Raw genomic sequence first — 20686 nt, 5'->3', positions numbered from 1 at the left:
TCGCCATGAACCAATCAAATTCCGTTTCAACGGCGGCCACCCCGTCACGTCAGGCCAGTTGGCGCGAAGGCGGGGTACTGATGCTGGGCAGCAGCCTGACGATCATGGGCGCGGTGATGGTCACGCCGATCCTGCCTCGGTTGGGCGCCGAATTCGGCCCCTTGGAACCGCGCGCCGATCTGCTGGTGCCGTTGGCGATCACCGGCCCCGCCCTGGCGATAGCCGTGTGCGCGCCTTTGGCGGGCTGGTTGGCCGACCGGGTCGGGCGCAAGGCGTTGCTGGTGATTGCCACGGTGTTGTACGCCTTGCTCGGCGCGTTGCCGGCCCTGCTCGATAGCCTGCCTTCGATTGTCGGTGCGCGGCTGTTGTTCGGTTGCATGGAGGCGGCGGTGATGACCTGCTGCGCGACGTTGATCGCCGACTATTGGCAGGGTGAGGAGCGGCTGCGCTACGTCAACCGGCAGGTGGTGACCATCGGCTTGGTGGGCGCGCTGTTCTTCGTGGTGGGCGGTGTGCTCGGCGAGCACTCGTGGCGTGCGCCGTTCCTGTTGTATTTGCTGCCACTGCTGCTGGTGCCGGTCATGATGAAAGTGCTCTGGGAGCCGCCCGTGGCGACGCGGCAGGTTGTCGAGCAGCGCGTCGATGAGTCGGCGCCGGCCAAGGTCGCCGTGCTGCAATTGCTGGTCGGCTACCTGATGATCCTGGGCGGCATGGTCCTGACGTTCATCATGCCGATCCAGGCGCCGACGCTGTTGGTCAGCCTGGGCATCACCTCCAGCACGATGATCGGTCTGGCGGCGGGACTGAGCCTGTTGGCGACCTTGGGCGGTTCGCTGATGTGGCCGTTGTTGCGCCGCCGCTTCGGCATCGCCGGTTGCAACGCGCTGTTGCTCGGCCTGATGGGCCTGGGGCTGTGGCTGCTGATGCGCGGGCAAAACTACAACGAAGTATTGGTGGCGGTGTTCATCCAGGGCCTGGGGGCCGGATTGCTGGTGCCCAACGTGATGGCGCCGGTGATGAATGCCTTGACCGCCACCACCCGCGGCCGCGGCATGGGCGGGTTTACCTCGTGCCTGTACATCGGCCAATTCGTCAGTCCGCTGGTGGTGGCCTTGGTGATGGTCTTCGCCGGTGACCTGCGTCACGCCATCCAGTGGCTGGCCTTGGCCAGTTTTGCCTTGGCGCTGCTCTGGGTCGCTGTCGGCCTGCGCGCACGGGGCCAGGGGCAGGCGAGCAGCGTCGGCTCACATCAATCGTCGTGACATAAGGAATCTGAGACATGGGTATGCAAGACATCCATCAACTGATGGACAGTGAAGATGCCACCGCGCTGGCCGAGTGGGTCAGGCGTGGCGAGGTCCAGCCCGGCGAACTGCTGGAAACCGCCATCGAGCGCCTCGAGCGGGTCGAGCCGCAGCTCAATGCGGTGGCCGAGCGTTTGTACGATTCTGCCCGGCAAGCGACGCGCACGCCACAGGTTGGCCAAGGCCTGCTGGCCGGTGTGCCGACCTTGATCAAAGACCTGTTTTCGCCGGTCCACGGCGCGGCGATGACCAATGGCTCTCGCGCATTGGGGGACTTTCGGGCGGACTTCGAATCGGAAGTCGTGACGCGTTTGCGCCGCGCCGGATGCCAGGTGATGGGCACCAGCACTTCACCGGAGTTCGGCACGTCGTATTCCACCGAGTCCGCGCGCTTTGGTGCCACCCGTAACCCTTGGAGCCATGATCACAGCGCCGGGGGTTCCAGCGGCGGCGCGGCAGCGTTGGTGGCGGCCCGCGTGGTGCCGTTCGCCCATGGCAACGACGGCGGCGGTTCATTGCGGGTGCCGGCGTCTTGCTGTGGCGTGTTCGGGTTCAAGCCCAGTCGCGGCTTGATGCCGTCGGGGCCGATCGTGGGCGAGGGCTGGGCGGGGATGGGCACGCCGCATGCGATCACCCTGTCGGTGCGCGACAGTGCGGCGCTGTTGGACGCCACCGCCGGGATGGACCTGGGGGCGCCCTATGCCGCACCGGTCCAGGCGTTGCCGTATGTGATGGCGGTGCAGGCTGATCCCAAGCCGCTGCGCATCGCCCTGGTCGAACAGCTTGGGCCTTGGCCTACCGCGCCGCAAAGCCTGCAGGCCGTGGGCGAGGCGGCCCGGTTGTGCGAGGCCCTGGGGCATCGTGTCGAGCCGGTGAGCCTACCGGTGGGATTACTGGAATTTCTCGACCATGTGTTCACCATCATTGGCGCCAGCTCTCGTCACTATGTCGACCTGCTGGGCCAGATGCGTGGGTTTGCCGTGCAGGCGGAAGAACTGGAGGTGCGCACTCGGATCATCTTGCGGGACAAGGGCAACGTCAGCGGCGCCCAATATGCCGCGGCGGTGGAATGGATTCATGCTCTCGGCCGGCAGTTGGCGGTGTTCATGCAGGATTACGACGTGATCCTGACTCCGGTCCTGACCCGCGAGCCGGTGCGGATTGGCGAACTGGATCTGCAGGATGTGTGCATGAGCCTGGATCAACTGATCGAGCGCTACCACAGCTATTCGCCGTTCACCGCACTGTTCAATGCCAGCGGCCAGCCGGCGATGTCGGTGCCGTTGTCCTGGAGCGCCGATGGCCTGCCGATGGGCGCGCATTTTGCCGGGCGTTTTGGCGAGGAAAGCACCTTGCTGGCCCTGGCTGCCCAACTGGAGCGCGCCCAACCCTGGCGCGGTCGAGTGCCACCGGTCAACGCCTGTCGGCGGTGAAATTGTAGGGGCGGGCTTGCTCCCACAGGGGATTTGGGTGGGCACAGAAGCTTTGGACGACCCGGGGAAAACTGTGGGAGCGAGCTTGCTCGCGATGGCGGTGTCAGGTTCAACATCATCGTTGGCTGACCCTCCGCTATCGCGAGCAAGCTCGCTCCCACAGAGGGGATTTTTGGCAGGGCTCTGGAGGGAGGCTCCAGAGCCCTTTTGTTGCTCAGTAACGAATCATCACCGATTTCAGTTCGGTGTAGTCGTCAATGAAGGCACTGCCGAACTCACGGCCCATCCCGGAAGATTTGCTGCCACCAAAAGGCACGGCCGGGTCGAGCAGGGTGTGCATGTTCACCCAGACCGTGCCGGCTTCGATGGCGGGGACCATGCGCAGGGCCTTGCCCAGGTCGTTGGTCCAGAGGCTGGCGCTCAGGCCGTAGGGCGTGTCGTTCATCAGTTCCAGCAGCTCCTCCTCAGTGTCGTAAGGAAAGAACGTGGCGATCGGGCCGAAGGTTTCTTCATTGAGCAAGGCGTCGTCGCGGCGATTGGCGAGGATGATGGTCGGCTCGACGTAGCAACCCGGTCCATCGATCAGCTTGCCGCCGTGGACAATGGTGTTGTTCTGCGCACGGGCCTTGGCGAAGAATTCCGCGAGTTTGTGCTGGTGCTGGCGGTTGGTCACAGGGCCGAATTCGGTGCGTTCGTCCAGCGGCGAACCGATGGTGAGTTTGCCCAGGCGCTGGGCCAGTTTGTCCATGATCGACTCGATCTGCGAGCGGTGGACGAAGAACCGTTCCGCCGCCGCGCAGATTTGCCCTGAATGCAGAAAACCCGCCTCGATGATGCCGTTGACCGCCACCTCGGGGTCGATATCACGCAGGAATCCCGCCGCATTCTTCCCACCCAATTCCAGAGTTGCCCGGGTCAACCCGGCGCCCATGGCCGCCTGGCCCACCGCCAGGCCGGTGGGTACCGAACCGGTGAATGAAACCTTGTTGGTGCCTGGGTGTTCGATCAGTCCTTTACCCACCTGGCCGCCGCCGGTCAACACGTTCAGGGCACCGGCCGGCAGGCCGGCTTCCATGGCCAGTTCGGCGATGCGCAGGATGGTCAGGGGGGTGAACTCGCTGGGCTTGATGATGACACTGCAACCAGTTACCAGCGCTGACGCCAGTTTCCAGATGGCGATCATGGTGGAAAAATTCCACGGCACGATACCGACTACCACCCCGACCGGTTCGCGCAAGGTGAACGCGGTGTAGCGTTCACCCGCGAAGGAGGGCAACGATGGGGTGATCGTCTCGCCATTGATCTTGGTCGCCCAGCCGGCGTAGTAGCGCAGGAAGTGCGCGGCCTGGTCGACCTCGAAGGCGCGAGAGATGTGGATGATCTTCCCAGACTGGCAGGTTTCGATCTGCGCCAGCTCTTCGCGGTTGCGCTCCAACAGGTCCGCCAACTTGAGCAGCACATGACCGCGCACCGCCGGCGCGGTTTGAGACCACTGCTTGAAGCCGCGACGGGACGATTCCACCGCCGCATCGATATCGCTGGGGTTGGCGTCGCTGATCTGGGCGATGACTTGGCCAGTGGCGGGGTTGACGACGTCCAGCGTCTGGCGGCTCTGGCTTTCGACGTAGCCACCGTCGATGAACAGGGCGTGGCGTCGACCGAGAAAGGCTTCGACCTGAGGCAGCAGGGCAATATCGCTCATGAGGGTTTCCTGATCGCGAACAAGGGAAAGCCCGAGGGTAATCCCGGCGCGGCCGCCCGGCTTGACTGTGCCTGCCGTGCGGTATGTCTGTGGCTGCCAGCCTGCGCGATTGGCAGCCAGGAGCAAGGTCCTGTGCAGGCAGGGACAAGCCAGCCCGGCCGGTTTGCGATCAGATTCGGTTTCGACTTGATGGGCAAAGGGGCGGGCGATGTTTCTCCAGACCAACAAACAGAAACTGGCGTTGATCGCACAGGTGCAGCGTGTGCTGGCCGGCGAAAGGGAGGACACGCCGATGCTCGGCGCGTATCCGCCACTGCGGACCGTCCTGGAGCAGCATGCGCGGCAGATGGCGATCACCACTGCGCAGTTGCATCAGGTCGAGGCACACGTGGAGGCGCAAACCCTGCAATGGCAGCAAAGCGAGCGTGAGCTGCACAAGGTTCGCCAGCAACTGGAGCAAGCCTGCGAGCGCGAGCAGGTGCTTGAACATCGTCTGAGTGAACACAGCCAGCAACTGCAGCAACATCATCAGGATGCGCAGATCTGGGAGCTACTGCAGTCGACCCTGACGGAAGGTTGTTGGGACATTACCGTGGTCGACGGTGATCTCCAGCACCCGGCCAGTGGTATGCGCTTTTCCAGTCAGTTCCGTTCGCTGCTGGGTTACGGGCCCGACGACTTACCCGATGGCTGGGATGCCCAAGTCGGTATCACCCACCCGGACGACCTGCCGAAGATCATGGCCATTTTCGACCGGGAGATCCTCGATCCCCAGGCCAGCGGTGAATACGTCTTCGAATACCGGATGCGTCACAAGAGTCGCGATTACATCTGGTGCCGCGAACGCGGGCGGGCGGTACGCGACCCACGCGGGCAGCTGGTCCGGGTCATCGGTGCGGTACGGGATATCAGCGATGAGCGCTCGGCCCAGTCCACCCATCAGCGCATGCTGGAGCAGAACCAGGTGACCTATGCCCAGATTGCCACGGTGGTGGGGGTGATCAAGGGCATCGCCGACCAGACCAATCTGCTCGCCTTGAACGCCGCGATTGAAGCGGCCCGGGCCGGTGAGGTCGGGCGCGGTTTCTCGGTGGTGGCCGATGAGGTACGCAAGCTGGCGCAAAGCACCCGGCAGGCGACCCATCAGATCCAGACCATGTTGCACCAGCACAAATAAACAAGGTAATCGCTATCCTCCGGAGCTGTGTAGGAGCTGACGAGTGCAACGAGGCTGCGATCTTTTCCCAGGCACTTGAATCTCAAGCGAAAGATCAAAAGATCGCAGCCTCCGGCAGCTCCTACGGTCAGTCGTCTAGAACGGAACCGCCACCACCAACTGGCTGTAGACGTTGGTACCGTTGCCGCCGACCTGATTGCCCCCGTTGTCCGCATCTTTCTCAGGCTTGTACAAACCCACCAGCGGCGTGACGATCAGGTGTTCATTGACCGCCCATTCCACGTACAGGTCCAGCTCCTGCGCGTCGAGGTTCAGCGCTTCGCGGGTGTGCAGGGTCTGGTAGTCGAAGAACAACGCGCCAATGGTCACGTTTTCTGCCGGTTTGAGCTTGAGGCCGACGTGCTGGATGGCGGTGTTGCTGTTGAACGGGCCGGCATAGTTGCCCGACACTTCACCCTGGAACCAGGTGCCATAGCCACGGTTCTGGCCATTGAACATCGAGTCCCAGTCCTTGGAGTAGCGGCTGTAGCGATAGGTCAGGTCCGGCGTCCAGGGCAGGTCGGCGAAGGTGTATCCGGCTTCGGCGTACCAGGCTTTCTCCGGTCCTGCGTCCTTGTCCTGCCAGGCGTACTCGAAGGAAAAGTGGGCGTTTTCTATGCCGGCATTCCCGGCGCCGCGCAGGCTGTAGATGTCCATGCCGTCGCGCTGCTTCTGGAAGTCACTGGCGTAGCGGTCATCGACATCGATGCCATGAATATAGGTCAGTCCGAGGGTGCCAGGCGCGGCGGTGTATTCCAAGGTGCCGGCGGCCATCTCGGTGTTGGCCTGGGCGCGGTTGTCGGACTTGAGCCACATCAGGCTGCCATGCACGCCTTCCTTGCCGCCCAGGCGCACAACGGCGGTTTTATCGAAGGCATGCCGGGCCGCCAGGTAATAGGCGCCGCCTCGGTTGAGCTCGCCATCGGCCACGCCTTTGCCCAGGTTCAGGCCATCGTCGTTGATGATGAAACCGTCGCCGAGGGTGATCACTTGACGGCCGTAGGACAGGTCGACACCGTCCTTGCCCAGTGCCGGGAACAGGTCGCCCGAGCGCCAGCCGGCAAAGGCTTCGTCGAACTTTGTGGTGCGTTCGGAGCCGTCGCTCAGGCCGGCCGCATCACCATCGCCCCAGGTGCCGGAGCTGACCAGGTTGGCCGTCCCGTAGACGCTACCCAGGCTGCCGAGTGTCTGGTCGATACTCAGGCCATACTTGATGAAGCCTTCGCGCCAGCTCGAACCACCGGCGGTGCCGTCGTAGTTCTTGCGGCTGTTGAACAGTCCATAGACCGCCAGGAAGTTGCCGGTGACGGTGGTGTCTTCGTCGGAGTAAAGCTCATAAGCCTGGGCCGATGAATCGGCGACCAGCAGGGCGATGCCCAGGCCGATGGCATTGCGTAGCAAAGGTGTACGGCGTGTGTGCTCCATGGTGGATTCCCCAGTGTGATAGGACAGCAGAGTGCGTATTAAAGGGAGCGGCACCCGGGGATGTCTTTCATCTGCCTGCCAAGGAGTTGATCCAGCCCGCCAGTGTGACGATGTTGGCAGGCAGCAACAAAACCGGCGGCAGACATGGGCAAGACGCCCAGGGTGGGTGCGGCGCAGAGTAAGGCTGCACGCAACGCCGTTTCGATCAGGGACCGGTTGGGGAAGGCATGATCGCCGGCTCCTGGACGGCTGTAGCATCCATACTAAAAATCCGCTTTCGAGGATCTGCACGATGTCGATCAATGACAGGCTCACCGAGCACTTGAACCGGGGTTCGGTGGGTTTTCCCACCGCGTTGGCCAGCACCATTGGCCTGATCATGGCAAGCCCCGTGATTCTCACCGCGACCATGGGCTTTGGCATCGGCGGCAGCGCCTTTGCCGTGGCGATGCTGATCGCCGTGGTGATGATGCTGGCCCAGGCGACGACGTTCGCCGAGGCCGCATCGATTCTCCCGACCACCGGCTCGGTCTATGACTACATCAACTGTGGCATGGGCCGTTTCTTCGCGATTACCGGTACCTTGTCGGCCTACCTGATTGTCCATGTGTTCGCCGGCACCGCCGAGACCATCCTGGCCGGGGTCATGGCCCTGGTGAACTTCGAGCACCTCAACACCCTGGCCGAATCGGCGGGCGGTTCCTGGTTGCTGGGCGTGGGGTTCGTGGTGGTGTTTGGCGTGCTCAACGCGTTCGGTGTCAGTGCCTTTGGCCGGGCCGAAATCATCCTGACGTTCGGCATGTGGACCACCCTGATGGTGTTCGGCGTGTTGGGCCTGATCGCCGCGCCGGCGGTGGAGCTGGAGGGCTGGTTCGGCGCGTCCGTGGTGGGCACCGATCTGGTCACGGTGCTGTCGCTGGTGGGCATGGCCATGTTCATGTTTGTCGGCTGCGAATTCGTCACGCCGCTGGCGCCGGACCTGCGCCAGTCTGCCCGGACCATGCCCCGGGCGATGATGCTGGGCTTGTTCAGCGTTGCCGCCTGCATGTTCATCTACGGCGCGGCGATGAAGCGCCAGGTGGAAAACGTGCTGCTCGATGCCACCAGCGGGGTGCATCTGCTGGACACCCCCATGGCGATTCCACGGTTCGCCGAACAGGTCATGGGCGATATCGGCCCGATGTGGCTGGGCATCGGCTTTCTGTTTGCCGGTGCGGCGACCATCAACACCCTGATGGCCGGCGTGCCGCGGATTCTCTACGGCATGGCGGTGGACGGCGCGTTGCCGAAGGTCTTCACTTACCTGCATCCACGCTTCAAGACGCCGTTGCTGTGCATCCTGGTGGCGATGCTGATTCCTTGCCTGCATGCGCTGTGGCTGGGCGGTAATCCCGACAACATCATGCACCTGGTGCTGGCCGCGGTGTGCGCCTGGAGTTTTGCCTACCTGTTGGTGACCGTGTCGGTGATCAGCCTGCGGATTCGTCGCCCTGATCTGCCGCGGGCCTATCGCTCGCCGTGGTTCCCGTTGCCACAGATCCTGTCCAGTGTCGGCATTGTGTTGGGCATGTGGTTCATCACCCCGCCCGGCATGAACCCGGCGGACATCTACGTGCCTTTCGCGGTGATGCTCGGCGGCACAGCGGCGTACGCCTTGTTCTGGACCCTGGTGGTGCAGAAGGTCAATCCATTCAAGCCGGCGTCGGTGGAACACGTGCTGGCCAAGGAGTTTTCCCATGAGCCAGGGCAACCTGCGGGCGAGTTTGTCGACCCTGCTGCAAAAACTGTTTGAGTTGTTCAGCACCCAGCGCGCCCCGGCCGGTTATCGGCCCGGGGTGACCCTGGAGCACTTGCGGCGCAACCTCGCATTGGCACGATTCGAGGTTGCGGGCCCGGCCATGGTCACGGCAGTCACCGACGACGGCTTGCGCTTGGAGATTGTCGAACGCACCGAGTCGCAGTTGTTGATGCACCTGGTGATGACCGAGTTCGTCCTGCGCGTGCCTGCTTCCCGAGAGGGCACGGCACGCCTGGAATTGCACCACGGCGGCGCTGTGCGGCGCAGTGGCATTCGTTGCCGGCAACGGGATGGGCGCGGTGACCTGGCGGTCCGGTTGCAGGCGGCTGTGGAGAAGGATCCTGCGCTGTATCAGGCCCTCATGCCGCTGGATTTCAAACGGCTGCGCATCGATCTGCAGGGAAGCCAGTGGTGCGTGCGCCTGGAGCACATGGGCGGTAGCGAAGTTGTCAATCGCATGCCGGCCTTTCGTCGCTATATCCCGTTGAGCCGCGAACAGCGCGGCGTCTTGCTGGCGACCTTGAGCGGCCTGCAGCGGGTGTTGGCAACGCTCTGATTCTGTTGTGCTGTCCTGGCATCATTCCTGCTACTGCTCTGGCGATCAGGTACTTGTTGCGTGCATATAGATAACATGTTAACTATTGCCGTACAAAAACAAAAAGCCATTGCGGAGAATGCCATGAGCATGCAACAGGTTGGGCAGGACGGTCTGGATACCTGGAACCGGGATCTGCGGGCGACTTGCGGCCACTTCGATACCGAGCTGGCCTTCAATCGCGCGTTGTTCATTGGTGAAGTGTCGAATGTCCATCGGGGTGGCCTTGCCCTCGCGAACCTGCGCACCAACGCCGGTAACATCAAGCGTCACTCACCCAACGCGGATTACGATGATGACCAGGATTGCCTCCTGGTCAGCCAGCGCAGCGGTTACTGCCGCATTACCCAACACGGCCGGAGCATCCAGTTGGCGCCCGGTGAGTTGCTGTTGATGGATTCCGTTGGCGCTCTTGAAATCACCCCGTTCGGCCTGATCGAGCACGCGGTGCTGTCCTTGTCTCGCCAGGACGTGTCGCGGCAATTGGGCGGGGAAACCAAGACCTTCGGCAAGGTGTCGTCCAGCAAGGCCTGTGGACGCATGCTGCATGTATTGATGGACCAACTGTGCAAGGACACACCGGACGGCGAGGGCGCGGCGGGCGAGGGTGAAGCCTTGCAGAGTGCCTTCGTTTCACTGTTGGGCTCGGCCCTGGAGCCGGGGAGCGATGGCCGTGAAGAAGGGGTGGCCTTGCAAGGCAGCCATTTGCGCAGCTACGTGCAAAAGGTCATCGACGAATCACTCACCCAGCCTGGCCTCAGCCCGGTGGGCCTGGCCAATCGATTGAATATTTCGGTGCGCCATCTGTACCGTTTGTTCGAAGAGCAGGACGACAGCGTTTGCCGTTACATCCAGCGGGCCCGGCTCAAGCGCAGCGCCGATGACCTGACCAACCCGTTCCTGCGGGACGAGTCCATAACCTCGATCGCCTACAAATGGGGCTTTACCGATTCGGCGCATTTCAGCCGTTCGTTCAAGAAGCAGTTCGAGCTGTCGCCCAAGGAATTTCGTTCCAGTCGTTTGCAGGTGGGGCAGGGGGTGGCTTGAACAAGGTCGTCGCTGGCTGGACGATCGTTATCGCGAGCAAGCTCGCTCCCACAGGGGATCTGTGGTGGTCGCGGATGCCTTGCACGACTCGGAAAAAATTGTGGGAGCGAGCTTGCTCGCGATGACGGTGGTCCATCCACCCTCACCGCAAGCTGACTCCTCCCACTCAGGTTCAAACCTCCGGCAAGGTTGAACCCCCATCGACCACCAACGTCTGCCCGGTCACATAACTGGCCAGGCTCGACGCCAGGAACAGCATGGCGCCGGCGATGTCGCTCGGTTGGCCCAATCGACCCAGCGGCACCCGGCGGGCGATGTCCTGGTTGACTTCATCGTCGCCCAGGTTGGCCATGGCCGGCGTGGCGATCATGCCCGGTTCGACCCCGTTGACGCGAACATTCTCGGCCGCCAGTTCCAGCGCGGCGTTGCGAATGAAGCCATTGACCCCGGCCTTGGAGGCCGCGTAATGGCTGAGCCCCGGATACGCCACCCGCGGACCGGTGACCGAGGAGGTCACCAGCACGCAGCCTCGGCCCTGGCGCCGGAACATCGGCAGCGCCGCCTGGGTCAGCCAGAACAGCGCCGACAGGTTCACCGCCAGCGTTCGTTCAAGTATCGCCGGGGTGATTTCGGCGAACGGCGTCAGCGGAAAATACCCGGCGTTGTGCACCAGGATATCCAGCCTCCCCAAGCGTTGCTCCAGCGCGGCCATCATGTTGAAGATCGCCGTCGCGTCGGCCAGGTCAACCCCCACGGCTTGCACCTGACAGCCCACGGCGGCCAATTCGTCGGCCACTGCCTCGGCCCGGGCCAGGCCCAGGTCGGCGATGACCACCTGGGCTCCGCGCAGGGCAAACGCTTCGACGATGGCCCGGCCAATGCCCTGGGCGCCGCCCGTGACCAGTACCGTCTGGCCGGTGAAATCCAGATCCTCAGACATCGCTGGCCTCCATCCGGCTGTAGGCCAGGGTTGGTACGTCGACGATGCTGGAGCCCCCATCAGCCACCAGCGTTGCTCCGGTGATGATCGACGCATCAGGCGAGGCCAGGAAGCGGCAGACGTTGGCGATTTCCTGCGCACTGGCCGGCCTGCGCAACGGCACGTCGGCGCAGACCCGGTCATAGGCCTGCTGCAACGTTTCGCCATGGAACTGCATCAACACCTGCATTTCTTCATCGGCCATGGGTGTGCGGACCCAACCTGGGCAGACCGCATTGACCCGTACGCCGTGAGGCCCGTAATCCCTTGCCAGGGACCGGTTGAGGCCCAGCAGCGCATGTTTGGCGGTGGTGTAGCCGCACACGTGAGGGCCTGCCGCCAACGACGCGATGGAGGCGATCAGCACGATGTTGCCAGCGCTTTCCTGCAGCAGTGGCAGACACGCCCGGGCGCTGTAGAAGGCGCTGTCGAGGTTACTGCGCAGGGCCGCTTCCCAGGCCGATGGCTGAGTCTCGGTGGCGCTGCCCATGCCCAAGCCACCGGCACAGGCCAGCAGCACGTCGAGACGGCCATAATGCGTGCGAATCTGCTCGACGAAGCCGTCCCAGGTGTTTGGACAGGCCGCATCGCCCACCAGCACCAGGCCGCCGATGTCCTTGGCGAGTGCTTCCAGGGGCTCGCGACGGCGACCGATCAGCACCAGATCGGCGCCTTCGGCGGCATACAGGCGGGCGCAGGCGGCACCGATGCCGGTGCCGGCACCGGTGATCACGACGGTGCGTGAGTCAGGCATCGGGATACTCCGTCTGATTGAGCACCTGGCAGTAGGAGCTGACCGGGAAATTGGAAAACTCATCGAAAGACTCACCGGCGTAACCGAAGATCTTGCCGTCGCTGCGGTGCTGCTGCAGGTCGATCAGCACCAGCCCCAGGGTCGGGATGATCTTTTCCCGCCACACGAACAGGTACAACTGATCGGCGATCTTGTAGGTGTCGCAGCGATCGGTGTCGCACAGGCCTTGTTCTACGCCCTTGAGGCACTGCCATGAGTAGAACTGGTCGTTGAGGTAAATGTGTTCGTAGACTTCGCTCGGGCTGTAGCGATACAGGTTGCGCAGCCCCACCAGCTCGGTGGTCGGTGCGTGCGGGCACAGGCCAGGCTGCCAGGGACGATCGAGGCTGCCGTGCAGGAACTGCGCTTGAACCGAGGTCAGTGGCTTGCCGGCCAACGCCCGGCTGTAGAGACCTTCGCCGGTTTCCTGCTGGCTTGGCATACGGCCGATCACGGCGGTGAAGGCGGCGCTGGCGGTATCGATCACAAGGCTTACCGACGACGTCAGCTGGCCTTCGCGCTTGATGAAGTCCACCAGGTACAGGCCCGGGCGTACCGATGTGGCCCGGTAGGTCGCGGTGCCGCTGGAGTGCCCATCGGCGGCGTTCCAGGTCAGGGTGTCTTGCTCGAAGCGATGCTCGATCTGCCAGCCGTTGGCGAAATGCAGGGTGAACGTCTTGCCGTCCAGGTCGGCCAGGTTTGGCAGGATGAAAGCTTCGGGGGCAAAGCCATCGGCCAGGGCGCCGACGGTGATCCAGTCTGTAGATGTGCTCATGTGCAAGGCTCCGGTGGTTGAATTAGCCACTCGGATCATGCGGTGCCGGGCAACGGCGGCCTATCAACCGAATGGTTGATCAAAGGAACAGTGTGCTGACCAACTCGGTGCGACTGCTAACACCCACCTTGCGGAACAGGTGGATCAGGTGAGTCTTGATGGTCGGCAAACCTACCTCCAGTTCTCGGGCCAATTGTTTGTTGCTGACGCCTTGGCGCAGCAGCAAGGCGATCTGGCGTTCCTTGGGTGTCAGGTCGGCCAGTGCATCTTCATGGGTTGGTAAATGGGCCACGGCCAGTTGCAGCAAGGCCTGCAACGCGCTGAGTTGGCTCAACTGCTGAGGGGTGAAGACGCCTTGCTCGGCGGTGCGCAGCAACGAAATCGCGGCTTGGGGCTGACCATCGCGGTGGGCGAAGACTTCCACCACGTCGACCACGCCGTAGCGTTGCAGGAAATCGCGATAACGATGGTTGTCACGCAGCGGCTGGCGGGCCATCGCCAGGCCCAACGGCACGACGGCCAGCTCGCTGGACGCACAGTGGCGCGGCTGTAGCGGGTCGAACTGGCGGTAATTGTCCAGGTAGTCGCGGTGCATATCGCCGCTCATCCCATGGAGGCTGAAGTCGTGGGCTTGCAACTGCCGATCCACGCAGTAGAAGGCCGCCCGGCTGACGGGAACCAACTGGGTGAAGGCGTGCAGGCACTGGCCGGCGATGTCCTGGGTAGGAATGACGCTCATGGTCGCTACCTTCGCAAGGGGGCTGCCGGTGGGACCGGCAGCCCTGTGCGGTCAGACTACCGCGAAGTAGTGCTTGACGAAACTTTCGCTGACGATTTCCCACAGCACCGGTGTGCCCTTGGTCACGAACCAGCTGTCGCCGGCCTTGTAGCGGGTGCTCTGGCCGGTGGCCTCGTCGGTGAGGATCACTTCACCGGTGACCACGGTAGCTTGTTCGGCGAACGGGTAGACCATCCGGAACTTGCCTTGGGTGGTACCGAAGTAGGCGCTGCTGACCGGGTCGGTGGGGGCGCCGAAGGTCATCTTGCCGAAGGCCTTGACTTCGCCTTCGAGAATTTGTGAACCAAGATCGGCGACGGTACCCCAGGCGTCCAGGTCGGACAGCTGGATGTCTTTTTTGAGGGTGGTAAGGGGCATGGCAGTGACTCCTGGTGATTGAAAAAACAAAGGTGAGGTGTGTCCAGTGCCAGTCCGTTAAACCTCGGCCCCTGTGGGAGCGAGCTTGCTCGCGATAGCGGTGGGTCAGGCAGTATGAGGTTGACTGTTGCGCCGTCTTCGCGAGCAAGCTCGCTCCCACAGGGTTTTCGCTTATTTGACTGGCATCATGACCATCAACGCCGGCCGTTCCAGTAGCCCGACAGCTGGTGCCAGGACTTGCCGGCGGTCAGCAGCAAGGGGCGAATGGCGTCTTTGCCAATGATGGTCGGGCGGTGGATCGAACTGACCAGGTCGTAGCGCGCCGAGCCTTCGCTCATGCCTTCGGCCAGCACCTTGCAGATGATGTGGCTCGGGGTGACGCCAAAGCCTGAGTAACCCTGGACGAAAAACGCGTTGCTGCGGCCGGGCAGAGTGCCGATCTGCGGGAACAGGTTCGGGCTGCAGGCCATCGGACCGCCCCAGGCCAAGTCGATCTTTACGTCCTTGAGGTACGGGAAGATCTTCAGCATCAGGCGCCGGTTCCAAGCCTTGAGGTCCAGGGGAATGTGCTCCACCAATGGCGTCGCGGCACCGAACAGCAGGCGGTTTTCGTTGGTGACGCGGTAATAGTCGATCACCGGACGAATATCGCTGTAGGCACCGCGAATCGGGCTGATGCGCTGGATCAGTTCGTCCGACAACGGCTCGGTCATCATCTGGAAGGCGTAGGTGTTGATGGTCGAGCGGTGCAGTTCCGGTTCCAGCTTGTTGAGGAAACTGTCGCAGGCCCAGAGCAGCTTGCTGGCCCTGACCGAGCCGCGTCCGGTGCGCACGGTGATGCGTTCGCCATAGCTGACTTCCAGGGCCGGGCTGTTTTCGAAAATCCGCACCCCGTGACTGACCAGGGCCTTGGCTTCACCCAGCAGCAGGTTCAGCGAGTGCACATGCCCGCCGCCCATGTGCAGCAACGCGCTGCCGTAGGCCTTGGAACCGATGATCTGCTGCACGTCGGAGCCGCCGAGAAAGCGGATCTCGTGCTTGCTGTTGATCGACTTGAAGTCTTTTTCCCAGGCTCGCAGGGTCTTTTCCTGGCGGGCGTTGAAGCCCATGTAGCCGTAACCGTGGCAGAAATCGGCATCGATAGCGTACTTGGCGATACGATCCTTGATGATGTCGGCGCCCAGGTCGCTGATCTCGAAGACCTGGCGCAGGCCGTCTTCACCCACGTCCTTCTTGATCTTTTCCAGGTCATGACCGATGCCGGCCATGATCTGCCCGCCATTGCGCCCGGTGCCACCGAACCCCAGGTAACGCGCCTCCAGCACCACGATGTTGGTGATGCCTTTTTCGGCGAGCTCCAGGGCGGTATTGATGCCGGAGAAACCACCGCCAATGACCACGACATCGGCGTCCACGTCCTGTTCCAGCGTGGGGAAGCTGAGGTTGTATTTCTTGGTGGCCGTGTAATAGGTGGGCGTTTCGATATTGATCATGACGCAACCTGACAAAGTGAAAGGAAACTCCGTTGCCACGCCTACGCGGGGCATGGCAGGGGATGGCTCTATTAAGAGCCCTGGCGGGGCGCTTGTCTTGATCCTCCATGCCGGAGGATTTGACCGAGCGCGCCATGGGGTCGGAACCTGGCCCATGAAAAGTACAATCTTGGATCTGGAAGGTGCATTTTTCAGCTGCCCGCGATTGCCCATACTGGACCGGCCTTAATCACTGATCTCGCTGTTTGTGCAACCTCGGGTTGCCGGGCAAAGGCGGGATCGGCAGACGCTAATAATAAAAGAGCCCGTCCATGAAAAAGCCAAACCCGCTGCTCGAAGACCTCAAGCCCCTCCTGCCAGCCATTGCCGCCAACGCCTTCCAGGCGGAGAAAGACCGTAGCGTGCCTGCCGAGAATATCGCCTTGCTCAAAAGCATCGGCATGCACCGGGCCTTCCAGCCGAAACCGTACGGTGGCCTGGAGATTTCCCTGCCGCAGTTCGCCGATTGCATCGCGCTGCTGGCCGGTGCCTGTGCCAGCACGGCCTGGGCCATGAGCCTGTTGTGTACCCACAGTCACCAGTTGGCAATGTTTCCGGCCAAGGCCCAGCAGGAAATCTGGGGCGATGACCCGGATGCCACCGCCAGCAGCAGCATCGCACCGTTTGGCCGCACCGAAGAAGTCGACGGCGGTGTGATGTTCAGTGGTGAAATGGGTTGGAGCAGCGGCTGCGATCACGCCGAATGGGCAATCGTAGGGTTTCGCCGCAAAAACGCCGAAGGCACCCAGGACTATTGCTTTGCGGTGCTGCCACGCAGCGACTATGAGATTCGCGATGACTGGTTCGCGGTGGGTATGCGCGGCAGTGGCAGCAAGACCTTGATCATCGACAACGCTTTTGTGCCGGAACACCGGATCCAGAAAGCCAAGGACATGATGGAAGGCAAGTCCGGCGGATTCGGCCTGTACCCCGACAGCAAGATTTTCTACTCACCGTACCGGCCGTATTTCGCCAGTGGTTTCTCCACGGTCAGCCTGGGCGTGGCCGAGCGCATGCTGGAGGTCTTTCGCGAGAAAACCCGCAACCGCGTGCGGGCCTACACCGGCGCGGCCGTCGGTGCCGCCACCCCGGCGTTGATGCGCCTGGCCGAGTCGACCCATCAGGTGGCGGCGGCCCGTGCCTTCCTGGAGAAAACCTGGCAGGAGCACGCCGAACATGGCGAGCGCCACGAATACCCCAGCCGGGAAACCCTGGCGTTCTGGCGGACCAACCAGGGTTATGCCACCAAGATGTGCATCCAGGCCGTCGACCGCTTGATGGAGGCTGCCGGCGGCGGCGCCTGGTTCGAGAACAACGAGTTGCAACGGCTGTTCCGCGACGCCCACTTGACCGGCGCCCATGCCTACACCGACTACGACGTCTGCGCGCAGATCCTCGGTCGTGAGCTGATGGGGCTCGAGCCCGATCCGTCCATGGTTTGACCGCCTGTCCTTAGAACAATAATCGAGGCCGTCCGTTGAGGCGGCCGGGAGTCTTGCATGTCCAGTCTTTGCGATACCGCTTTCGATACCCGCGCGTTCCGCCGGGCCCTGGGTAACTTTGCCACCGGCGTGACCGTGGTCACCGCCGCCACTGAAGATGGCCGCAAGGTCGGGGTGACGGCCAACAGTTTCAACTCGGTGTCCCTGGACCCGCCACTGATCCTGTGGAGCATCGACAAGCGCTCCAGCAGCCACGAAGTGTTCGAAGCCGCCAGCCATTTTGCGGTGAACGTGCTGGCCGCCGACCAGATCGACCTGTCGAACAACTTCGCGCGACCCAAGGAGGACCGCTTCGCACAAATCCAGTTCGAGACCGGCGAAGGCGGAGCCCCTGTGTTCGTCGATTGCTCGGCGCGTTTTCACTGTGAAAAATTCCAGCAGGTCGACGGTGGCGATCACTGGATCATGATCGGCAAGGTCGTGGCCTTTGACGATTTCGGACGCTCGCCCTTGCTCTATCACCAGGGCGCCTACTCGATGGTGCTGCCCCACACGCGCATGACCAAACGGGAAGAGGGCCAGTCTCCCAGCAGTCACTTCCAGGGACGCTTGAGCCACAACTTGTACTACCTGATGACCCAGGCGCTGCGAGCCTACCAGGCCAGCTACCAGCCGCGTCAGTTGTCCACCGGTTTGCGCACCAGTGAGGCGCGGATGTTGATGGTGCTGGAGAACGACGCCGGGCTGAACCTGTGCGACCTGCAACGGGAGGTGGCGATGCCGGTGCGCGAGATCGAAGAAGCCGTGGCTAACCTCAAGCGCAAGGGGTTGGTGAGCGATGAAGGTGAGCGGGTACGCTTGACCGCCAAGGGTATCGATGAGACCGAAGGGCTCTGGGCGATTGCCAAGGAACAGCAGGACAAGGTGTTCGGTCAGTTCAGCGAGGAACAGGTCGAACATTTCAAGCAAGTGCTCAAGGGCGTGATCAAGGGCGCTTGAGCGACATGAATGGCATCTGCCCCGGTAAGGCAAATGCATTTCTGTGGGAGCGAGCTTGCTCGCGATGGCGGTCGACCAGTCGATGTTGATGTTGACTGGCAGGCCCCTATCGCGAGCAAGCTCGCTCCCACAGGGTTATGACAGCTGAGCCGGGGGCTGCTGCGCAGCCCAGCGGGAGCAAGCTCCCTCGCCACAGGGGCCATCGCTTGATCCAGATTCTGTGAATGGATAGTCCAGCATGAGTTGGAAGCTGTTAAGATTTAGTTAACTCATTAACTAAGTCTTCTCGCGAACCTACTCCATGCCCAAGCCGCGCCAATCCTTGACCCTGACCCTGCTACAGGCCCGCGAAGCGGCCATGGGTTTTTTCCGACCTTCCCTCAATCAACATGGCTTGACCGAACAACAATGGCGGGTCATCCGGATTCTCAGCCAGCACGATGAGCTGGAGATCAATCGCTTGGCCGAACTGGCCTGCATCCTCAAGCCCAGCATGACCGGCGTGTTGGTGCGCATGGAAGCGGCGGGCATGGTTGTGCGGCGCAAGGCCGAACAGGACCAGCGGCGGGTGCTGGTGCGCCTGGCGCCGCAAGGGCAGGCGAGCTTCGATTCGATGAGCCAGAGCATGGAAGAGAATTACCAGCGCTTGCAGGACAAGTTGGGGCAGGAAAAACTGCAGACGTTGCTGGGCTTGCTCAATGACCTGAAGGCGATCAGGCGCTGAGAACCTGGGCTGGTTGTTTTCTGTGGGAGCAAGGCTTGCCCGCGATGAAGACGCTGCGGTCTTCCAGAGACCGAGGTGCCTGTTTCGCGAGCAAGCTTTGCTCCCACAGATCCCCTTGCCACAAGGCATTTGATACCGATCAGTACACACCACCCGTCGCAGGTTTTGGTGTGTCCTTGAACGCCGCCGCCAGTGTCTGCAAGCCCCGCATCAGCACCGTTGTATCCACGCCCACGGCGACAAACGCCGCGCCGAGTTCGATGTAGCGGCGGGCCAGTTTTTCATCGGCACTGAGAATCCCGGCGGCCTTGCCAGCCTGGCGGATGCGGGCGATGGCGTCTTCGATGGCCGCTTGCACCTGCGGGTGGCCGGGGTTACCGCGAAAGCCCATGGACGCACTCAGGTCCGCCGGGCCGATGAAGACCCCATCCACGCCTTCCACCGCCGCAATGGCATCCAGATTGGCCAGGCCCTCGCGGCTTTCGATCTGCACCAGCAGGCACATCTGTTCATCGGCCTTGTCGAGGTAGCCGGGGATGCTGTTCCAGCGCGACGCCCGGGCCAGCGCACTGCCGACCCCGCGGACACCGTGGGGCGGATAGTGGATGGCGCGCACCAGTTCGCGCGCCTGATCGGCGCTTTCCACCATCGGCACCAGCAAGGTTTGCACGCCGATATCGAGCACTTGTTTGATCAGCGCCGTGTCGCCGATTACCGGACGTATCACCGGCTGGCTGGGGTAGGGCGCCACGGCCTGGAGCTGGCCGAGCAGGGTGCGCAAGTCGTTGGGCGCGTGTTCACCATCGATCAGCAGCCAGTCGAAGCCGGCATTGGCCGCCAGTTCCGCACAGTAGGCATCGGCCAATCCCAGCCACAGGCCGATCTGCGCTTCGCCGCTGCGCAGGCGTTGCTTGAAGGTATTGATGGGCATGTCCATGGGGCGTTCTCCGATCAGACGAAACGGCAGGCGATGGAACCGAGCATGTCGTAGTCGACATGGAAGGTGTCGCCGGGGTTGGCGGCCACGGGGCGGGTGAAGGAGCCACCGAGGATGATCTGTCCCGGTTGCAGGGTGACGTCATAGGCCGCCAGCTTGTTCGCCAGCCAGGCCACGCCTTTGGCCGGGTGATTGAGCACCGCGGCCGAGACGCCGGACTCTTCGATCACGCCGTTGCGGTAGAGCACCGCCGGTACCTTGCGCAGGTCGATCTCGGTCGGGCGTACGGCGCGACCGCCCATGACCACCCCGGCGTTGGCGGCGTTGTCGGAAATGGTGTCGAACACCTTGCGGGTCGCCTTGGTCTGCGGGTCGATCTGCTGGATGCGCGCGTCGATGATTTCCAGCGCCGGGATCACCCATTCGGTGGCGTCGAGCACGTCGAACACGGTCACGTTCGGGCCTTTCAACGGCTTGCCGAGGATGAACGCCAGCTCCACTTCCACCCGTGGCACGATGAAGCGTTCGAACGGGATGTCGGTGCCTTCATCGAAAAACATGTCATCGAGCAGCGCGCCGTAGTCCGGTTCGGTGATGTTCGACGACACCTGCATGGCTCGGGAGGTCAGGCCGATCTTGTGGCCGACCAACTTGCGCCCGTCCTTGATCTTTTGGGCCACCCAGGCACGCTGGATGGCGTAGGCATCCTCGATGGTGATGTCCGGGTGGTCGAGGGAAAACTGCCGCACTTGCTCGCGGGAGCGTTCGGCATGGTCGAGGCGGGCGGCGGCTTGTTGGATGAAGGTCTGGTCAAGCATGGCAAGGGTCT

General features: G+C 62.7%; 18 protein-coding genes and 2 pseudogenes. 10 read left to right on the top strand and 10 right to left on the bottom strand.

What is annotated here, in order from left to right; translation table 11 throughout:
• Positions 1 to 5 precede the first annotated feature (5 nt).
• The gene (locus AB4N80_RS20775; protein ID WP_122569460.1) at positions 6 to 1262 is read left to right on the top strand and encodes an MFS transporter; all 1257 of its coding nucleotides are present in this window, start codon (positions 6 to 8) and stop codon (positions 1260 to 1262) included.
• A 17-nt stretch (positions 1263 to 1279) separates the two neighbouring features.
• Positions 1280 to 2737, top strand: a complete 1458-nt coding sequence (locus AB4N80_RS20770; protein WP_460078567.1) for an amidase — start codon at positions 1280 to 1282, stop codon at positions 2735 to 2737.
• 214 nt (positions 2738 to 2951) lie between these two features.
• On the opposite strand, the gene AB4N80_RS20765 is transcribed toward AB4N80_RS20770, so the two are convergent.
• Complete coding sequence (locus tag AB4N80_RS20765; protein ID WP_122569458.1) at positions 2952 to 4439, bottom strand: aldehyde dehydrogenase family protein; 1488 nt, start codon at positions 4437 to 4439, stop codon at positions 2952 to 2954.
• A gap of 208 nt (positions 4440 to 4647) precedes the next feature.
• Between AB4N80_RS20765 and AB4N80_RS20760 the strand changes: the two are divergent.
• Both AB4N80_RS20760 and AB4N80_RS20755 read left to right on the top strand, forming a co-directional pair.
• A pseudogene (locus AB4N80_RS20760) lies at positions 4648 to 5310 on the top strand (PAS domain-containing protein); the annotation flags it as partial.
• 105 nt (positions 5311 to 5415) lie between these two features.
• Positions 5416 to 5607, top strand: a pseudogene (locus AB4N80_RS20755) (methyl-accepting chemotaxis protein); the annotation flags it as partial.
• 144 nt (positions 5608 to 5751) lie between these two features.
• Here the strand turns inward: AB4N80_RS20755 and AB4N80_RS20750 are convergent.
• Positions 5752 to 7080: an alginate export family protein gene (locus tag AB4N80_RS20750; RefSeq protein WP_122569455.1), complete on the bottom strand. Its 1329-nt coding sequence runs from the start codon at positions 7078 to 7080 to the stop codon at positions 5752 to 5754.
• A gap of 292 nt (positions 7081 to 7372) precedes the next feature.
• Between AB4N80_RS20750 and AB4N80_RS20745 the strand changes: the two genes are divergently transcribed.
• From AB4N80_RS20745 to feaR, 3 genes are all read left to right on the top strand, one after another.
• The gene (locus AB4N80_RS20745; protein WP_122569454.1) at positions 7373 to 8872 is read left to right on the top strand and encodes an APC family permease; all 1500 of its coding nucleotides are present in this window, start codon (positions 7373 to 7375) and stop codon (positions 8870 to 8872) included.
• Positions 8817 to 9434 (top strand): DUF3156 family protein, encoded by a 618-nt coding sequence (locus AB4N80_RS20740; RefSeq protein ID WP_163006915.1) that lies wholly within the window; start codon positions 8817 to 8819, stop codon positions 9432 to 9434. Before AB4N80_RS20745 ends, AB4N80_RS20740 begins: the two co-directional genes overlap by 56 nt.
• Positions 9435 to 9557: 123 nt before the next feature.
• A complete protein-coding gene (feaR, locus tag AB4N80_RS20735) occupies positions 9558 to 10520 on the top strand; it encodes a transcriptional regulator FeaR (protein ID WP_305470894.1) in 963 nt (320 codons plus the stop codon).
• 172 nt (positions 10521 to 10692) lie between these two features.
• Here feaR and AB4N80_RS20730 read toward each other — a convergent pair whose 3' ends face one another.
• The 6 genes from AB4N80_RS20730 to AB4N80_RS20705 all read right to left on the bottom strand — a co-directional run bounded on the left by AB4N80_RS20730 (position 10693) and on the right by AB4N80_RS20705 (position 15716).
• Entirely contained in the window at positions 10693 to 11460 is a 768-nt protein-coding gene (locus AB4N80_RS20730; protein WP_122569452.1) for an SDR family oxidoreductase, read from the bottom strand.
• Positions 11453 to 12253: an SDR family NAD(P)-dependent oxidoreductase gene (locus tag AB4N80_RS20725; protein WP_122569451.1), complete on the bottom strand. Its 801-nt coding sequence runs from the start codon at positions 12251 to 12253 to the stop codon at positions 11453 to 11455. Before AB4N80_RS20725 ends, AB4N80_RS20730 begins: the two co-directional genes overlap by 8 nt.
• Entirely contained in the window at positions 12246 to 13067 is an 822-nt protein-coding gene (locus AB4N80_RS20720; RefSeq protein WP_122569450.1) for a molybdenum cofactor biosynthesis F family protein, read from the bottom strand. The genes AB4N80_RS20725 and AB4N80_RS20720 overlap by 8 nt, the downstream gene beginning before the upstream one ends.
• Before the next feature lie 79 nt (positions 13068 to 13146).
• A complete protein-coding gene (locus AB4N80_RS20715; RefSeq protein ID WP_122569449.1) occupies positions 13147 to 13806 on the bottom strand; it encodes a helix-turn-helix domain-containing protein in 660 nt (219 codons plus the stop codon).
• 51 nt (positions 13807 to 13857) lie between these two features.
• Positions 13858 to 14223, bottom strand: a complete 366-nt coding sequence (locus AB4N80_RS20710; protein ID WP_122569448.1) for a cupin domain-containing protein — start codon at positions 14221 to 14223, stop codon at positions 13858 to 13860.
• A 194-nt stretch (positions 14224 to 14417) separates the two neighbouring features.
• A complete protein-coding gene (locus AB4N80_RS20705) occupies positions 14418 to 15716 on the bottom strand; it encodes an NAD(P)/FAD-dependent oxidoreductase (protein ID WP_122569447.1) in 1299 nt (432 codons plus the stop codon).
• Positions 15717 to 16027: 311 nt separating this feature from the next.
• Here AB4N80_RS20705 and AB4N80_RS20700 point away from each other — a divergent pair, with 311 nt between their 5' ends.
• The 3 genes from AB4N80_RS20700 (at position 16028) to hpaR (ending at position 18920) form a co-directional block, all read left to right on the top strand.
• Positions 16028 to 17197 (top strand): p-hydroxyphenylacetate 3-hydroxylase oxygenase component, encoded by a 1170-nt coding sequence (locus AB4N80_RS20700; RefSeq protein WP_122569446.1) that lies wholly within the window; start codon positions 16028 to 16030, stop codon positions 17195 to 17197.
• A 57-nt stretch (positions 17198 to 17254) separates the two neighbouring features.
• Positions 17255 to 18196 (top strand): p-hydroxyphenylacetate 3-hydroxylase reductase component, encoded by a 942-nt coding sequence (locus AB4N80_RS20695; RefSeq protein ID WP_122569445.1) that lies wholly within the window; start codon positions 17255 to 17257, stop codon positions 18194 to 18196.
• A gap of 301 nt (positions 18197 to 18497) precedes the next feature.
• Positions 18498 to 18920: a homoprotocatechuate degradation operon regulator HpaR gene (gene hpaR, locus AB4N80_RS20690; protein ID WP_122569444.1), complete on the top strand. Its 423-nt coding sequence runs from the start codon at positions 18498 to 18500 to the stop codon at positions 18918 to 18920.
• Positions 18921 to 19059: 139 nt separating this feature from the next.
• Here hpaR and hpaI read toward each other — a convergent pair whose 3' ends face one another.
• Together hpaI and hpaH are read right to left on the bottom strand one after the other, a co-directional pair.
• Positions 19060 to 19857, bottom strand: coding sequence for a 4-hydroxy-2-oxoheptanedioate aldolase (gene hpaI, locus AB4N80_RS20685; protein WP_122569443.1), 798 nt, complete (start codon positions 19855 to 19857; stop codon positions 19060 to 19062).
• A gap of 14 nt (positions 19858 to 19871) precedes the next feature.
• Positions 19872 to 20675: a 2-oxo-hept-4-ene-1,7-dioate hydratase gene (gene hpaH, locus AB4N80_RS20680; protein WP_122569442.1), complete on the bottom strand. Its 804-nt coding sequence runs from the start codon at positions 20673 to 20675 to the stop codon at positions 19872 to 19874.
• Between the last annotated feature and the right edge of the window lie 11 nt (positions 20676 to 20686).

It is taken from the genome of Pseudomonas sp. H3_A02, assembly GCF_054671965.1.
This window is presented reverse-complemented; position numbering and strand designations above follow the sequence as displayed.

What these genes read in the sequence shown, in the direction of transcription:
- AB4N80_RS20720 (WP_122569450.1), bottom strand. Translation starts at nt 13,067, where the DNA reads ATGAGCACATCTACAGACTGGATCACCGTCGGCGCCCTGGCCGATGGC.
- hpaR (WP_122569444.1), top strand. Translation starts at nt 18,498, where the DNA reads ATGCCCAAGCCGCGCCAATCCTTGACCCTGACCCTGCTACAGGCCCGC.
- AB4N80_RS20710 (WP_122569448.1), bottom strand. Translation starts at nt 14,223, where the DNA reads ATGCCCCTTACCACCCTCAAAAAAGACATCCAGCTGTCCGACCTGGAC.
- AB4N80_RS20740 (WP_163006915.1), top strand. Translation starts at nt 8,817, where the DNA reads ATGAGCCAGGGCAACCTGCGGGCGAGTTTGTCGACCCTGCTGCAAAAA.
- AB4N80_RS20745 (WP_122569454.1), top strand. Translation starts at nt 7,373, where the DNA reads ATGTCGATCAATGACAGGCTCACCGAGCACTTGAACCGGGGTTCGGTG.
- AB4N80_RS20700 (WP_122569446.1), top strand. Translation starts at nt 16,028, where the DNA reads ATGAAAAAGCCAAACCCGCTGCTCGAAGACCTCAAGCCCCTCCTGCCA.
- AB4N80_RS20725 (WP_122569451.1), bottom strand. Translation starts at nt 12,253, where the DNA reads ATGCCTGACTCACGCACCGTCGTGATCACCGGTGCCGGCACCGGCATC.
- AB4N80_RS20750 (WP_122569455.1), bottom strand. Translation starts at nt 7,080, where the DNA reads ATGGAGCACACACGCCGTACACCTTTGCTACGCAATGCCATCGGCCTG.
- feaR (WP_305470894.1), top strand. Translation starts at nt 9,558, where the DNA reads ATGAGCATGCAACAGGTTGGGCAGGACGGTCTGGATACCTGGAACCGG.
- hpaH (WP_122569442.1), bottom strand. Translation starts at nt 20,675, where the DNA reads ATGCTTGACCAGACCTTCATCCAACAAGCCGCCGCCCGCCTCGACCAT.
- hpaI (WP_122569443.1), bottom strand. Translation starts at nt 19,857, where the DNA reads ATGGACATGCCCATCAATACCTTCAAGCAACGCCTGCGCAGCGGCGAA.
- AB4N80_RS20775 (WP_122569460.1), top strand. Translation starts at nt 6, where the DNA reads ATGAACCAATCAAATTCCGTTTCAACGGCGGCCACCCCGTCACGTCAG.
- AB4N80_RS20695 (WP_122569445.1), top strand. Translation starts at nt 17,255, where the DNA reads ATGTCCAGTCTTTGCGATACCGCTTTCGATACCCGCGCGTTCCGCCGG.
- AB4N80_RS20765 (WP_122569458.1), bottom strand. Translation starts at nt 4,439, where the DNA reads ATGAGCGATATTGCCCTGCTGCCTCAGGTCGAAGCCTTTCTCGGTCGA.
- AB4N80_RS20715 (WP_122569449.1), bottom strand. Translation starts at nt 13,806, where the DNA reads ATGAGCGTCATTCCTACCCAGGACATCGCCGGCCAGTGCCTGCACGCC.
- AB4N80_RS20705 (WP_122569447.1), bottom strand. Translation starts at nt 15,716, where the DNA reads ATGATCAATATCGAAACGCCCACCTATTACACGGCCACCAAGAAATAC.
- AB4N80_RS20770 (WP_460078567.1), top strand. Translation starts at nt 1,280, where the DNA reads ATGGGTATGCAAGACATCCATCAACTGATGGACAGTGAAGATGCCACC.
- AB4N80_RS20730 (WP_122569452.1), bottom strand. Translation starts at nt 11,460, where the DNA reads ATGTCTGAGGATCTGGATTTCACCGGCCAGACGGTACTGGTCACGGGC.